Source organism: Micromonospora sp. WMMA1923, from assembly GCF_049179195.1.
Lineage (GTDB): Bacteria > Actinomycetota > Actinomycetes > Mycobacteriales > Micromonosporaceae > Micromonospora > Micromonospora yangpuensis.
This window is the reverse complement of sequence record NZ_JBMHLZ010000001.1, coordinates 942072-955906: the sequence shown is the minus strand read 5'-3', so window position 1 is coordinate 955906 and position 13835 is coordinate 942072. Positions and strand designations below refer to the sequence as shown.

At 71.6% G+C, this 13835-nt stretch carries 13 protein-coding genes; 4 read left to right on the top strand and 9 right to left on the bottom strand.

What is annotated here, in order from left to right:
* Nucleotides 1–128 precede the first annotated feature (128 nt).
* On the top strand, nucleotides 129–1427 hold the full coding sequence (locus tag ACN28G_RS04390) for a dicarboxylate/amino acid:cation symporter (protein WP_175440748.1): 1299 nt from the start codon (nucleotides 129–131) through the stop codon (nucleotides 1425–1427).
* Nucleotides 1428–1580: 153 nt separating this feature from the next.
* Here ACN28G_RS04390 and ACN28G_RS04385 read toward each other — a convergent pair whose 3' ends face one another.
* The 6 genes from ACN28G_RS04385 to ACN28G_RS04360 form a co-directional block, all read right to left on the bottom strand.
* The gene (locus ACN28G_RS04385) at nucleotides 1581–5270 is read right to left on the bottom strand and encodes an ATP-binding cassette domain-containing protein (RefSeq protein ID WP_421478472.1); all 3690 of its coding nucleotides are present in this window, start codon (nucleotides 5268–5270) and stop codon (nucleotides 1581–1583) included.
* Between the two features lie 116 nt (nucleotides 5271–5386).
* Entirely contained in the window at nucleotides 5387–6226 is an 840-nt protein-coding gene (locus ACN28G_RS04380; RefSeq protein ID WP_091435538.1) for a DUF4081 domain-containing GNAT family N-acetyltransferase, read from the bottom strand.
* Nucleotides 6227–6340: 114 nt separating this feature from the next.
* On the bottom strand, nucleotides 6341–7513 hold the full coding sequence (gene ispG, locus ACN28G_RS04375) for a flavodoxin-dependent (E)-4-hydroxy-3-methylbut-2-enyl-diphosphate synthase (protein ID WP_091435537.1): 1173 nt from the start codon (nucleotides 7511–7513) through the stop codon (nucleotides 6341–6343).
* A gap of 9 nt (nucleotides 7514–7522) precedes the next feature.
* A complete protein-coding gene (locus ACN28G_RS04370) occupies nucleotides 7523–8773 on the bottom strand; it encodes a M50 family metallopeptidase (RefSeq protein ID WP_421478471.1) in 1251 nt (416 codons plus the stop codon).
* Nucleotides 8773–9984: a 1-deoxy-D-xylulose-5-phosphate reductoisomerase gene (gene dxr, locus ACN28G_RS04365; RefSeq protein ID WP_421478470.1), complete on the bottom strand. Its 1212-nt coding sequence runs from the start codon at nucleotides 9982–9984 to the stop codon at nucleotides 8773–8775. The genes ACN28G_RS04370 and dxr overlap by 1 nt, the downstream gene beginning before the upstream one ends.
* Nucleotides 9985–10032: 48 nt before the next feature.
* Entirely contained in the window at nucleotides 10033–10683 is a 651-nt protein-coding gene (locus tag ACN28G_RS04360) for a Uma2 family endonuclease (RefSeq protein WP_421478469.1), read from the bottom strand.
* Nucleotides 10684–10858: 175 nt separating this feature from the next.
* Here ACN28G_RS04360 and ACN28G_RS04355 point away from each other — a divergent pair, with 175 nt between their 5' ends.
* Nucleotides 10859–11272 (top strand): hypothetical protein, encoded by a 414-nt coding sequence (locus ACN28G_RS04355; RefSeq protein WP_091435533.1) that lies wholly within the window; start codon nucleotides 10859–10861, stop codon nucleotides 11270–11272.
* Nucleotides 11273–11339: 67 nt separating this feature from the next.
* Here the strand turns inward: ACN28G_RS04355 and ACN28G_RS04350 are convergent, their stop codons facing one another.
* Nucleotides 11340–11582, bottom strand: a complete 243-nt coding sequence (locus ACN28G_RS04350; protein WP_091446132.1) for a prevent-host-death family protein — start codon at nucleotides 11580–11582, stop codon at nucleotides 11340–11342.
* 399 nt (nucleotides 11583–11981) lie between these two features.
* Here ACN28G_RS04350 and ACN28G_RS04345 point away from each other — a divergent pair, with 399 nt between their 5' ends.
* Together ACN28G_RS04345 and ACN28G_RS04340 are read left to right on the top strand one after the other, a co-directional pair.
* On the top strand, nucleotides 11982–12869 hold the full coding sequence (locus ACN28G_RS04345) for a helix-turn-helix domain-containing protein (protein WP_175440474.1): 888 nt from the start codon (nucleotides 11982–11984) through the stop codon (nucleotides 12867–12869).
* On the top strand, nucleotides 12866–13072 hold the full coding sequence (locus ACN28G_RS04340; protein ID WP_217628779.1) for a DUF397 domain-containing protein: 207 nt from the start codon (nucleotides 12866–12868) through the stop codon (nucleotides 13070–13072). The genes ACN28G_RS04345 and ACN28G_RS04340 overlap by 4 nt, the downstream gene beginning before the upstream one ends.
* Before the next feature lie 74 nt (nucleotides 13073–13146).
* On the opposite strand, the gene ACN28G_RS04335 is transcribed toward ACN28G_RS04340, so the two are convergent.
* Nucleotides 13147–13572 carry an SMI1/KNR4 family protein gene (locus ACN28G_RS04335; protein ID WP_091435531.1) on the bottom strand — a complete coding sequence of 142 codons (426 nt, stop codon included), beginning with the start codon at nucleotides 13570–13572 and terminating at the stop codon, nucleotides 13147–13149.
* Between the two features lie 2 nt (nucleotides 13573–13574).
* Complete coding sequence (locus ACN28G_RS04330) at nucleotides 13575–13760, bottom strand: deaminase domain-containing protein (protein WP_139135626.1); 186 nt, start codon at nucleotides 13758–13760, stop codon at nucleotides 13575–13577.
* Nucleotides 13761–13835 lie beyond the last annotated feature (75 nt).

Genomic DNA, 13835 nt, shown 5'->3' with positions numbered 1-13835 from the left:
GCGCCTGTACGTCGATCTCCGACGGCAGGCCAGCGGCATCTGTCCGGCGCGGCCGCTCCTCTGACGCCGCCCGCCCGACAACGCCCCGGTCCCGACCAGACACCTGGAATCACCTGATGGCTACCACCCTGCGCAGATTTCCCTTTTCCCTGCAGATCCTGCTCGCCCTCGTCCTCGGCGTGGCGTTGGGCTTCCTGGCCCGGGCCAACGACCTGAGCTGGCTGGCCAGCACCCTCGACACCGTCGGCGGGCTCTTCGTCCAGCTGCTCAAGCTGGCCGTCCCACCGCTGGTCTTCACCGCCATCGTGGTCAGCGTGGTCAGCCTGCGCGGGGTGGCCAACGCCGCCCGGCTGGCGGTGAAGACGCTGCTCTGGTTCGGGGTGACCGCGCTCATCGCGGTGAGCGTCGGTATCGGCCTCGGCCTGCTCACCAACCCCGGCCGCGGGGTGACCCTGGACACCGCCGGAGCGACCGCGCCGCAGACCAGCGGGTCGTGGACCGACTTCCTCACCGGCATCGTGCCGACCAACCCGGTCGGGGCGTTCGTCGACGGCAACGTCCTGCAGATCGTCTTCCTCGCCGTGGTCGTCGGTATCGCCGCACTGCTGGTAGGCGAGGCCGCCGAGCCGTTCGTCGCCCTCAACCGGGCGCTGCTGGAGATCGTCCAGAAGGCGCTGTGGTGGGTGATCCGGCTCGCCCCGATCGGCACCCTCGGGTTGATCGGCCACGCCGTCGCCGCGTACGGCTGGGACCTGCTGGCCCCGCTGGCCACCTTCACCACCGCCGTCTACGTGGGCTGCGCGATCGTGCTCTTCGTGGTCTACCCGCTGGTGCTGCTGGCCGCCGGCCGGCTCAACCCGCTGCGCTTCTTCGCCGGCGCCTGGCCGGCCATCCAGCTCGGCTTCGTCTCCCGCTCCTCGGTGGGCACCATGCCGGTGACCCAGCGCTCGGTCGAGCGGCTCGGAGTGCCCCGCGAGTACGCCTCGTTCGCCGTACCGTTCGGTGCCACCACCAAGATGGACGGCTGCGCGGCGGTCTACCCGGCGCTGGCGGCGATCTTCGTGGCCCAGGTCTTCGGGGTGACCCTCGGTCCGCTGGACTACCTGCTCATCGCCTTCGTCTCGGTGGTCGGCTCGGCAGCCACCGCCGGACTGACCGGGGCCATCGTGATGCTCACGCTGACCCTCAGCACGCTCGGTCTGCCGCTGGCCGGGGCCGGTCTGCTGCTCGCCATCGACCCGATCATCGACATGATCCGGACCGCCACCAACGTGGCCGGTCAGGCGCTGGTGCCGACCGTGGTCGCCGCCCGCGAGGGCACCCTGGACCGGGCCGCCTACGAGGCCGCCGGACGGCGCGACCTCCTCGAACCGGTCGAGCCCGGCACCGGCCGTACCGACCTCGACCCCGCCCCGGTCCCGGCCTGACCCGACCCACCCACCCCTCTCACCGCCGAAGCGGAGCCCGAGGTGAATCTTGGACACCTACCGTCCAAATAGAACGGTAAGTGTCCAAGAGCTACACCCCGCTCGGGTACGGAGAGGGCAAGGAGCCGCGGCCACGCCGACGGTTCGGTGGGGTCAGCCGGCCAGGTGACCCCAGTCGCCCTCCAGCTCGGACCAGGTGCCCTGGGCCACGGCCCGCCCTTCCTGGAGCACCACCACGTGGTCGGCGCGGACCAGCGCCGCCCGTTTGGACGTCGATCCGATCACCGTCACCCCGTGGCGCCGTAGGGCGTCCCAGAGGTCCAGTTCGGTGGTGACGTCCAGGGCCGAGGAGACGTCGTCGGCGACCAGCAGTTCGGTACGGGGGGCCAACGCCCGGGCCAGCGCCAGCCGCTGGAGCTGGCCACCGGAGAGCCGGGTGCCCTTGTGCCCGATGACCAGGCCGAGCCCGCCGCCGGCCGCGGCCAGGTCGTGGTCCAGTTGGGCGGTGGTGACCGCGCCGGTGGCGTCGACCTCGTGGCCGAGCGCGATGTTCTCGGCGACGGTGCCGGAGAGCACCCGGGGCAGTTGCCCGACGTAGCCGACCTGGTTGGGGCGCAGGAACAGCTCCGGTTCGGTCACCGGTTCCCCGTTCCAGCTGAGCGTGCCGGTGTGGTGCACGATCCCGGCCAGGGCCCGCAGCAGCGAGGACTTGCCCGCCCCGACCGGGCCGACGACCAGGACCAGTTGCCCCCGGGACACGGTCAGGTCCACGTCGCGTACGGCGTGCAGTCCGTCGGTGTGCACCGCCCCGAAGCCGGTCAACCGTAGCTGGCGCAACGGGTGCCGGGGTGGTGCGACCGGTGCCGGTGCGGTCCCGGCGGCCAGGTCCACCCCGGGCAGCTGCGCCGAGTACGCGTCGGTGCCGGTCATCGCCACCGTCCGCCGGGTCCAGACCCGTGCCGACGGGAAGTGCGCCACCAGGGACGCGGTCGTCCAGGCGAACCACCGGGCCGCGCCGAGGGTGGCGACCGCGACCAGGGTCGCCCCGGCGGACAGCCCACCGGCCAGGTAGAGCGCCCAGGCGCCGATCGGCAGCAGCCCGCTGATCAACGCCGGGGTCGACCGGGACCACACCTGGATGGAGATCTCCCGACGTTGCCGCTGGCTACGGAGGGCGTCCAGGTCGGCGAGGTGGCGCAGCACCGGCCGGGTGGCCCCGGCGAGCTTCACCGTCCGGGCGGCGGAGAGCGCGGAGACCAGCGCGGTGGCGAAGGCGGCCCGCGCGGCGACGGTGGCCTGGGCGGAGCGCTCCAGCATCGGTCCGAAGACCGTCGCCGCCGCCGCCGAGGCCAGCATCGTGCCGAGGAAGAACAACGCCGGTACGACGCTGCCGGAGACCAGGGTCATGCCCGCCATCAGCACCAGGGCGACGTACTGGTCGAGCACGTTGTCGGTCAGCTGCACCACCCGGTCGGTGTCACCGCCCTGGGCCACCACCTCGGCCGGGGTGTGGCTGCTGACCCGGCGCGGCCCGGTCTGCCCGTGCACCAGCCGCGCGTTGATCCGCAGCACCTGCCGTACCCACCACTGCGGGAACCACAGGTTCGTCCAGTACGGCAGCGGGATGGTGACCAGCAGCGCGGCGATGATCCCCGCCGCCGGCAGCCAGGGGTCACCGGTGTCGTCGACCAGCTCCGCCCAGAGCCAGGGCACCAGCACGCCGTCCAGCCCGAGCAGGCTGAGCACGGCGAAGACGCCGATCGAGGCCAGGCCGTACCGGGGATCGTTGCGGCTGAGCCGGAAGATCTCCCGCAGGGTCCGGGTGGGCGGGGCGGGCGGCGCCGGGGGCCGCGGACCCAGGGCGGGCGGCCGGGTGCCGTCCGCCGGCCCGCTCCCGCCACCGGCGGACGCCACCTGGCCACCGGCCTCCCGCACCGCCCCGGCCTCCCGCACCGCCCCGGCCTCGCCCCCGGCGGACCGGCCCGGCCCGCCACCCTCCGAGGACCGGCCCGAGGCAGCACCGCCCACGGCAGCACCCGAGGACCGACCCGAGGCAGCACCACCCGAGGCGGCACCACCCGAGGACCGGGCCGAGGCGGTGCCACCCGGAGGCCCGGCGGTGGGTGGGCCGGTCAGCAGGTCCACCCCGCCGGGTACGACGCCGGAGTGCGCGTACGCGGCGGTGCTGGTGGCCAGCAGGTCGGCGAAGCGGCGTGCGGAGTGCAGCGGCCCGGCCTCGACGACCACCCCGTCGGCCATCAGCACCACCTCGTCGCAGGTGCGGACCGAGGAGAGCCGGTGTGCGATGACGATGCCGATCCGGTCGGCGAGCAAACGTTCGGTGGCCCGCTGCACCCGGGCCTCGGTGACCGGGTCGAGTCGTGCCGTCGCCTCGTCGAGGATCACCACGTGCGGGTCGCGGACCAGGATCCGGGCGAACGCCACCAGCTGCTCCTGCCCGGCCGACAGCACGTACCCGCCCTCGCCGAGGCGGGTCCGGACGCCGTCGGGCAGTTCGGCGATCCAACCGGCCAGGCCCAGCTCGTGCAGGGCCCGGGTGGCGTCGTCGAGCAGGTCGGGGTCGAAGAGCGCGACGTTCTCGGCGAGCGTGCCGGCGAGGATCTCGGTGCGCTGGGGCACCACGGCGACGTACCGGCGCAGGTGTTCGAGGTCGAGGTCGAGCAGGTCCACGCCGGCCAGGAAGACCGTGCCGGCGGGCACGTCGACGGCGCGGGAGAGCACCTTGGTCAGGGTCGACTTGCCGGAACCGGTCCGCCCGACGAGCGCGTACGAGCGGCCGCGCCGGAAGGTGAGGCACACCTGGCGCAGGACCGGGTCCCGGCCGGCCCCGGTGCCCGGGTACCGGAAGGTCAGGTCCTGGATGACCAGGTCGCCCTGGCCCGGGGCGGCCCCGCCGACCGGTTCCTGCCGGGCGTCGGCGAGCAACTGCACCCGGGCCCACGCGCCGAGGGCCTGTTGCAGCTGGGGCACCATCCGACTGGCATGCTCGACGACCGCACCGTAGCCGAGCACCAGCAGCCAGACGGCGGTCAGCCGGGCCGCGTCGATCCGGTCGGTGACCAGCGCCCAGCCACCGGCGAGTACCACCACGGCGATACCGCCCCGGGTCACCGCCCCGGCGATGGTGGTGACCACGCCGGTCAGCCGGAACACCCGGATGCCCCGGTCCAGCACCCGGGCGGCCCGGCGGGCGTACAGCCGCAGCACGTACGGGCGGGCCAGGCTGGTGCGGACGTCGTCCTGGCCGTGCACCGCCTCCTCCAGCACGGCGGCCAGGTCCGACCAGGCCTCCTCCTCGGCCATCCGGGCCGGGGCGATCCGTGCGGTCGGTCGGCGGATCAGCACCACGAGCAGCGCGGTGAGCACCAGCATGCCGACCCCGGCCGGCCACCAGACAGCGAACGCCACCAGGGCGGACAGCACGCCGGTGGCCAGCGCCTGGGTCAGCCGGACGCCTACGTTGCGTACCTCGCCGGCGACCTGGTAGACGTCGCCGTCGATCCGGTCGAGCAGCTCGCCGACCGGGGTGTTCTCCAGCGTCGGCAGGTCCTGCCCCAGGGCCACCCGGCACAGTCGCCGCCGCACGTCGGCGGACCAGTCGGCGGTCAGCCCCGCCATGATCAGCGCCACCACCAGGTCGGTGAGGACCGCGGCGGCCAGCGCCACCACCAGCAGGGCGAAGAAGGTGCCCGAGCGGTGCACCAGCACCGGGCCGGCCAGGGCCGCGGCGGCGGCCTGGCCGCCGGCGCCGAGGATCAGCAGGACGGCGACGACGATCATCCGGCGGGGCGAGGTGACCCACAGATCACGGAGCAGGCGCATCGACGTTCCTCCGGACAGCAGGTGGCGGAGACTTCAGCCTTCCTGTCGCGAGGAGGTCGCTCAACGTATTTTTCGCCCACCCGGGGCATTCCCGGCCGACTGGTGCAGGGCGCGGGTCAGAAGAGCACGGTGGCGAGGGTGCCGACCGGGCGGAAGCCGCAGCGTTCGTACACCCGGCGGGCCGGCACGTTGAAGTCGTTGACGTAGAGGCTGACCGTCGGGGCCACCCGCAGCAGCGCGTCGCGCACCACGGCCGCCATGGCGGCGGCGGCGATCCCCCGTCCGCGCCACTCCGGGGCCACCCACACCCCCTGGACCTGGGCGGTCCGCCGGGTCACCACCGCCAGCTCGGCCTTGAAAATCACCCGGTCGTTGACGAACCGGGCGTACGCCCGGCCGGCGCGGACCAGCTCGTTGACCCGCCGCCGGTAGCTGCGGCCACCGTCGTCGGCAAGCGGTGACACCCCGACCTCCTCGGTGTACATCGCCACCGCCGCCGGGAAGAGCCGGTCGACCTCGCCGCTGCCGACCCGCCGTACCTGTGGGTCGGGCGGCACCGGGGGTAGGCCGTCGGTGACCAGCAACGGCTGGTTGGCGCGTACCGCCCGGGCCGGCCCCCACGCACCGTCGAGGCGCTCCCAGAGCCCGAGTACGGCGTCGGCCCGCCCGACGATCGACGAACAGATCCGCTCCTCACCGGCGAGCAGGTCGGCGAAGGCGGCGACGGCCGGACCCGAGGCGAGCACGGGGGTGAGGTTGCCGCCGAGCCAGCAGATCGCCTCCAGGTTGCGGCGGGCACCGTACCCCAGGATCCGCCCCTCGGCCCGCCACCAGGCGAGCCCGCGGGCGGCGACCCGCTCGGCCACCTGTGCCCCGGCGAACGGGTCGAGGTCGAGCAGCCGTTCGACGGCACGACGCTCCGACTCCCCGAGTTGTCGCACCGGCATCGTCAGCACGCTTATCAGCGTGCCAGATGGACCCGGGGCCGCGCCGGCCGAGTGCCGAGCCGGCTCGGCCCCGACGCAGGCGGCGGCCCGCAGCCGACCGGCTCGGCGGACCTCACCCGGGGGTCAGTGCACGGTGACCGTCGGGCCGGGGACCAGCTCGCGCAGCTCCTCGGGAAGCTCGGCGCCCATCTCGTCGGCGATCCGCAGCGCCTCGGCGATCAGCGTCTCCACGATCTGCGCCTCGGGAACGGTCTTGACCACCTTGCCCTTGACGAAGATCTGGCCCTTGCCGTTGCCGGAGGCCACCCCGAGGTCGGCCTCGCGGGCCTCACCCGGGCCGTTGACGACGCAGCCCATCACGGCCACCCGCAGCGGCACCGGCAGCCCCTCCAGACCGGCGGTGACCTCCTCGGCGAGCTTGTAGACGTCGACCTGGGCCCGCCCGCAGGACGGGCAGGAGACGATCTCCAGGCCGCGCTCACGCAGCCCGAGGGACTCCAGGATCGCCGCGCCGACCTTGATCTCCTCGACCGGCGGGGCGGACAGCGAGACCCGGATGGTGTCGCCGATCCCCTCGGCCAGCAGCGCGCCGAAGGCGACCGCCGACTTGATGGTGCCCTGGAACGCCGGACCGGCCTCGGTGACGCCCAGGTGCAGCGGGTAGTCGCACTGCTCGGCGAGCTGCCGGTACGCCCGGATCATCACCACCGGGTCGTTGTGCTTGACCGAGATCTTGATGTCCCGGAAGCCGTGCTCCTCGAAGAGCGAGCACTCCCAGAGCGCCGACTCGACAAGCGCCTCGGCGGTGGCCTTGCCGTACTTGGCAAGCAGCCGCTTGTCCAGTGAGCCGGCGTTGACGCCGATCCGGATCGGCGTACCGGCTGCCGAGGCCGCCGCGGCGATCTCCTTGACCTTGTCGTCGAACTGGCGGATGTTGCCCGGGTTGACCCGGACCGCCGCGCAGCCGGCGTCGATCGCGGCGAAGACGTAGCGCGGCTGGAAGTGGATGTCGGCGATCACCGGGATCTGCGACTTGCGGGCGATCGCCGGCAGCGCCTCCACGTCGTCCTGCGACGGCACCGCGACCCGGACGATCTGGCAGCCGGAGGCGGTCAGCTCGGCGATCTGCTGGAGGGTGGCGTTGACGTCGGAGGTGAGGGTGGTGGTCATCGACTGCACCGAGACCGGCGCGCCGCCACCCACCGGGACGTTGCCGACCATGATCTGGCGGCTGACCCGGCGGGGGGCGAGCGGCGGGGGCGGTACGGCGGGCATACCGAGACTGACTGCGGTCACTTCAGGCACTCACCTTGAGAAGAGCGTGATCGGGTTGACGACGTCGGCGGTGATGGTCAGCAGCGTGAACGCGCCACCGATCAGGATCACCCCGTACGTCAGGGGCATCAGTTTGAGGTAGTCCACCCGACCCGGGTCGGGCCTGCCCAGCCGGGCGTAGACCCAGGACCGGGCCCGCTCGAACCAGGCGATGGCGATGTGCCCGCCGTCCAGGGGCAGCAGCGGCAGCAGGTTGAACACCCCGATGAAGAAGTTCAGCGAGATGAAGAGCATGAAGAAGACGATCCAGGCGTTGTTCGCCACCGCCTCGCCGCCGAGCCGGCTGGCGCCGACCACGCTGACCGGGGTGTCGATGTCGCGTTCGCCGCCGGTGATCGCCGTCCAGAGCGCCGGGACCTTCTCCGGCAGCCGCTTCATCGCCTCGTACGTGCCGACGGCCAGGTCACCTGTGAAGTTCGCGGTGGCGCCGAAGGCACCGACCGGGCCGTACTCGACCCGGGCCGGGGTGCTGGGGATCAGGCCGACGCCGAGCGCGGCGACCGGGCCGACGGTGCCGTCCGGGTCGTCCAGCGGCGGGCGCTGGGTCTGCGCGAGCACGGTGCTGGTGGTGGCGTCCTGCCCGTCGCGGACGTACCCGATCTGCGCGGTGCTGCCCGGGGCGACGGTGCGGATCGCGGCGAGCAGGTCGCCGTAGTCGTTTACCGGGGCACCGTTGAGGGAGGTGATCCGGTCGCCGTCGCGCAGCTGGGCGGCGGCGGCCGGGCTGGCCGGGTCACCGGCGACGCAGGCCCGGTTGGCGAACTCCGGCACCACGCAGTCGGCGAGCGCCACCACGGCGGGCTCGGCCCGGATCTGCTCCTCGGTGCTGGGGAACTGCGGGTTGGGCAGGCCGGCGGAGATCGCCATGATCCAGATGCCGACCAGGGCGAGCGCGAAGTGGGTGGCCGAGCCGGCGGACATCACGATCGTCCGCTTCCAGACCGGGTAGCGCCACATCACCCGTTTCTCGTCACCGGGCTCGACGTCGTCGTCCTGCGGTGTCATGCCGACGATCTTGCAGAAGCCGCCGAGCGGGACACCCTTGAGGCCGTACTCGGTCTCACCCCGGCGGAAGGACCAGATGGTGGGGCCGAACCCTACGAAGTAGCGGGTCACCTTCATCCCGAAGGCCTTGGCGGTGACCATGTGGCCCGCCTCGTGCAGGCTGACCGAGACGAGAATGGCCAGGGCGAAGAGCACCACCCCGAGCAGGTACGCCATCAAGCTCCTTCCACAGATGCCACGATGATCTCCTGCGCGTGCGCACGGGCCCACGACTCCGCGTCGAGCACGTCCTCGACGGTACCCGGTTCGGCGAAATCGGGGGCCTCGTCCAGCACCCGTTGGAGGGTGTCGACGATGCCGAGAAACGGTAGCCGTCCGGCGACGAAGGCGGCCACGCACTCCTCGTTGGCCGCGTTGTAGATCGCCGGCCGGCAGCGCCCCGCCTCCCCGGCCGCCTTGGCCAGCGCCACGGCCGGGAACGCCGCGTCGTCAAGCGGGGTGAACTCCCAGGTGTGCGCGGTGCTCCAGTCGACCGCGCCGGCCGCCTCGGGCACCCGGTCCGGCCAGCCCAGGCCGAGCGCGATGGGCAGCCGCATGTCCGGCGGGCTGGCCTGGGCGATCGTCGAGCCGTCGACGAACTCGACCATCGAGTGGATCACCGACTGGGGGTGCACCGTCACGGTGATGTCGGCGTACGGCACGTCGAACAGCTCGTGCGCCTCGATCACCTCCAGCGCCTTGTTGACCATGGTCGCGGAGTTGATCGTGACGACCGGACCCATGGTCCAGGTCGGGTGGGCCAGCGCCTGCTCCGGGGTCACCCCGGTCAGCTCGTCGCGCCGCCGCCCCCGGAACGGCCCGCCGCTGGCGGTCACGATCAGCCGCCGTACCTCCGGGCGGGTGCCCGACCGCAGACACTGGGCCAGCGCCGAGTGCTCGGAGTCCACCGGCACGATCTGCCCCGGCCGCGTCACCGCGGCCCTCACCAGCGGGCCCCCGGCCACCAGCGACTCCTTGTTGGCGAGCGCGACGGTACGCCCGGCACGCAGCGCCGCCAACGTCGGCGCGAGCCCCAACGACCCGACCATCCCGTTGAGTACGACGTCAGCCGGCCACCCGGCCAACTCGGTCATCGCGTCCGGCCCGGCCACGATCCGGGGCAGCCGGAAGTCACCGGTGGCCCAGCCCCGGCGGCTCGCCTCGGCGTAGAACGCGAGCTGGAGATCCTGCGCGGCCGACGCCTTCGCCACCCCGACCACGTCCACGCCCAGCTCCAGCGCCTGCGCGGCGAGCAGCCCGACGTTGCCGCCACCGGCACCGAGCCCGACCACCCGGAACCGGTCCGGGTTGCGCCGCACGATGTCGATGGCCTGGGTACCGATCGATCCGGTGGAGCCGAGCAGAACGAGATCGCGGGGGGAGGTCACCGCCCCATTCTGTCCCACCGCCACCGCTGCCCCGTCGGGAGCCCTTCGTCAGTCCTCGTCGCCCACTGGTGCCTCCTCGCCGAGCAGCGCACCGGGATCGATCGTGAACTCGAAGGGCTCCCGCATCACGAAACTCATCCCGGCAGCCGCCGCGGACTGCGGCCGGTACTCCCCGTCGACCAGCTCGAACAGGACGATGGTCGGGGCCCGGTTGCGCAGGTCCACCCGGAGGAAGAAGGGCACGCCGGCTGCGGCGTACTCACGGGGTCGGTCGATGATGTCCTTCCGCCGGTTGCCGGGCGAGACCACCTCGCCGAGCAGGACGGCATGCCTGATGTCCATGGCCGTCCGGCCACCACCGGGGACCCGGAGCACGACGATGTCCGGAATGAAGAGATCATCGCCGGAAACCACGTTGGCCTCCGCGTAGAGCCACAGCCTGGCCCGACGGGCCGCCTGCTTCAACAGGTACGCGAGGTCAAGCTCGGCATCCTGGTGGTCGTATCCGGCGTGGGGTGTCACGATCACGCTTGGGCTGAGGACCTCGACCTTGGGGCCGTTGGTCTCGGGCAACAGGTCGAGGGCGAGCCGGGCCGTCCACGGCTCGTCGTGCCACCGGAGCGCGTCGAAGGACAGGCTGCCGGGCCGGGCGTCGGCACCGTGCGGCACCGGCTCGGGCGCATACGCCGCCTGGGCCATCCACCCTCACCCCCTCAGCAAGACATCCTGCTCGACCCACCCTAGCCACCGCAGCCCTCCGACGTACGTCGTCGCACACCCGGTCCGACGGTTGTCCCCCGACGCGTCGAACCGATCCGGGTCATGCGCCGTAGTGCGGGCACCAGCACCACGACGAGCACCAGGGAGCGCGACAGTGACCTATCCGGAAGCACACCCCGACCCGGCGCAGGAGGCGGAGAGAATCCGGCTGGAGGACGAGCGGGTCCGGCTGGAGGAGGAGCGGGTCGAGCAGGAGATCGAAGAGGCCCGGGAGCGGGAGGAGATCGCCGCCGAGATCGCCGCCGAGCACACAGCGGTGTCGATCCAGCGGATGCTGGAGGAGCACGGGGACACCGACTCGCCGGAGTACGCCGAGGCGCTCCGGTACCGACAGGTCCCCGGCACCCTCACCCCGCCCAACGCCGCCCACCTGCGCGCCCGGACCTACGACGAGATCCGCCAGCCCGACGGCCCGGACTACACCCGGGCACCGGCGGCGAGCAGCCCCCAGCCTCCGGCGGTCAACTACCAGGAGGAGGAGGAACTGCGCCGACGTCGGCGCAGGTGACCCACCGAGCGGCACCGGTCGGCGTTTCGCGGGCGTCGACCGGTGTCTCCCAGTGCCGGATTCCCGCTTAACCGGTCTGGGCCCGGTCGCTCTGTAGCGCTCCGGCCTCGCGAGGATCGACTCCAAGCGACTCCAGGGCCGCCGAGAGTGGCACGAACTGGCCCTGGGCACGGGACCGGGCAATGACGGCGGCGTCCCGGCGATCCCGAAACGCTTCGATCTCCTCCCACTCGTCGATGCCGACCAGCACCGCCACGGGTCGTTCGTACTTCGGCGTGGCGCTGAGGACCTGGGTGCCGGACCAGTCGATGTACTCGTCGGCGAAGGACCGGTCCGGCTCGCCGTCGGAGTCGAGGGTGCCGTACGAGGCGTAGAAGCGGCCGAAGCCGTACCCGCCGCCGGCGAGGGTGGCCAACGCCCACGGCCGCAGGGCGGCGGGCAACCTCTCCGGGTACCGCCGGTCCACGGTGACCTGGACGACGCCGAGCAGGTCGAACGACTCCTCGAAGGTGCCGGCGTCGCGCACCCGGCACAGCGAGAACGCGTGCGCAACCTCCTCCTGCTGGTACACCCACCGGCCCACGGTCTCCATCACTACCTCCTCGACACGCTTATTGATTTCCTGAGAATGCATCCTCGCCTGCTTGATATCAAGCGTGTCGGGCTGAATACTCGACGTCGTCGCATGATGTCGAACCCCGGAGGAACCATGACCAGCCCCCGCCACGCGCTGTCCCACCTGGAGTCGTCCCCCGTCGTGCAGGCCTGGGAGCTGGGCCTACGGCTGCGCCAGCGCCGCGAGGAGGTCGGCTTCACCGCGGCGGCGGCCGGTCGCGAGATCGGCATCATCCAGGCGTACGTCTCCGGCGTGGAAGCCGGCCGCGTCAAACTCCCGGCCCGCCGACTGGCCCAGATCGTCGAGGCGTACGAGGTGGAGCCGGAGGAGGCCGCCGAGCTGGAGCAGCTACGCGCCGGTGCCGCCCGACGGGGCTGGTGGCACGAGTACGCGCAGCTCTTCCCCGCCGAGTTCCTGCGCTTCCTGGGCTACGAGGCCGGTGCCGACCAGATCCGCAGCTTCCACCCCGAGGCCATCCACGGCCTCCTACAAACCGAGGAGTACGCCCGCGCGGTGATCCGGGGCGGCACCACCACCATCCGGCTCACCGAAGTGGACCGGCGGGTCGCCGTCCGGATGGCCCGACAGACCCGCCTCGACGGTGAACATCCCCTGCGGGTCAACGCCATCCTCAGCGAGGGTGCCCTCCGCCAGCAGGTCGGCGGCCCGGCGGTGATGCGCGCCCAGCTCGACCACCTGGCCCAGCTCGCCACGGAACGCCCCGAGCAGTTCGAGATCCGGGTGCTGCCGTTCAGCGTCGGCGCCCATCCCGCCTTCGGCGGCCCGTTCCAGGTGCTGTCGTTTCCGTCGCCCCGGCTGCCCGACCTGGTCTGGCAGGAGATCCTGACCTCCATCGACATCATCGACCAGTCGGTACGGGTCACCGACTACGTGGTCACCTTCGCCGAGACCCGGGAACTGGCGCTAGGCTCAGGCGAATCGATCGACCTGATCCGCCGGATCGCCAAGGAGATGACGTGACCCTGCCGCCCACCCCCCTCGACCAGGGCTGGTTCAAGTCGACCCGCAGCTCCGACAACGCCAACTGCGTCGAGGTGCGCTTCACCGGTGACACGGTCGGCGTCCGGGACTCCAAGGACCGCAACGGCCCCACCCTCGCCTTCGACGACACCACCTGGACCACCTTCGTCCACACCCTCAAGACCGAAGCCCCACGCCCCTGACCGACGGGGCGGCCACGCTGAGATCACTTCACTGACCCGCGCCCAATTCGGACCGACGAATCGAGTACACCCTTTCACGAAAGCCGCGCACGCTCATAGCGCAAGAACTCCGTGAAGGAACCCCACACTTTAGAAACACCCCGGTCGCCTTCTTGGTACATGAAAACCGGAGGGTCATCGAGTGCGGAACCAGGAAGCCAATAGACCTGGCAGCCCTGATGCATTGCGAATACAACAGACCCGTCTTGAATAAGATCCCCAACACTGTTCTCCGCCAGAACATCTGACGCTTCTTGCTTCAGGCCAAGGATATCCAGATAGAACGCGTCGGTTCCCGCCAGCAGCCTTCCTGCCTTTCGGCCCATCACTTGCAGGAATTCGACATATCGACCAGGCAGTCGGCCGACAGATTGGTCCTCTGCTACACGCTGAATATCGTCGTCAGACAGCCCAAGGCAGCCGTCAAGGGCCACGCCCAGGTCTTCCGCAATCGACCCCATCGCTACCCCCAACTCACATTTACTTGAATCCCAGGGAACCCCCCTCGGAACTGATCAAGCACCGATGAGCAGCTAGGACATACTTCACGCTCAAAATACAGACCAAGGCGACCAGCCCTCGCCGCCCGCCAAGCGTCCCGCAGCAGCCGTGACCGCGCGCCGAAGCAGTAGTTAGCCAGCCGGACCAAGGCCCTCGACCAAGATCGGACTGACTCAAAACTGCACTACAAGATCAAGAGCGGCCCGGCCGCAGCCGGGCCGCG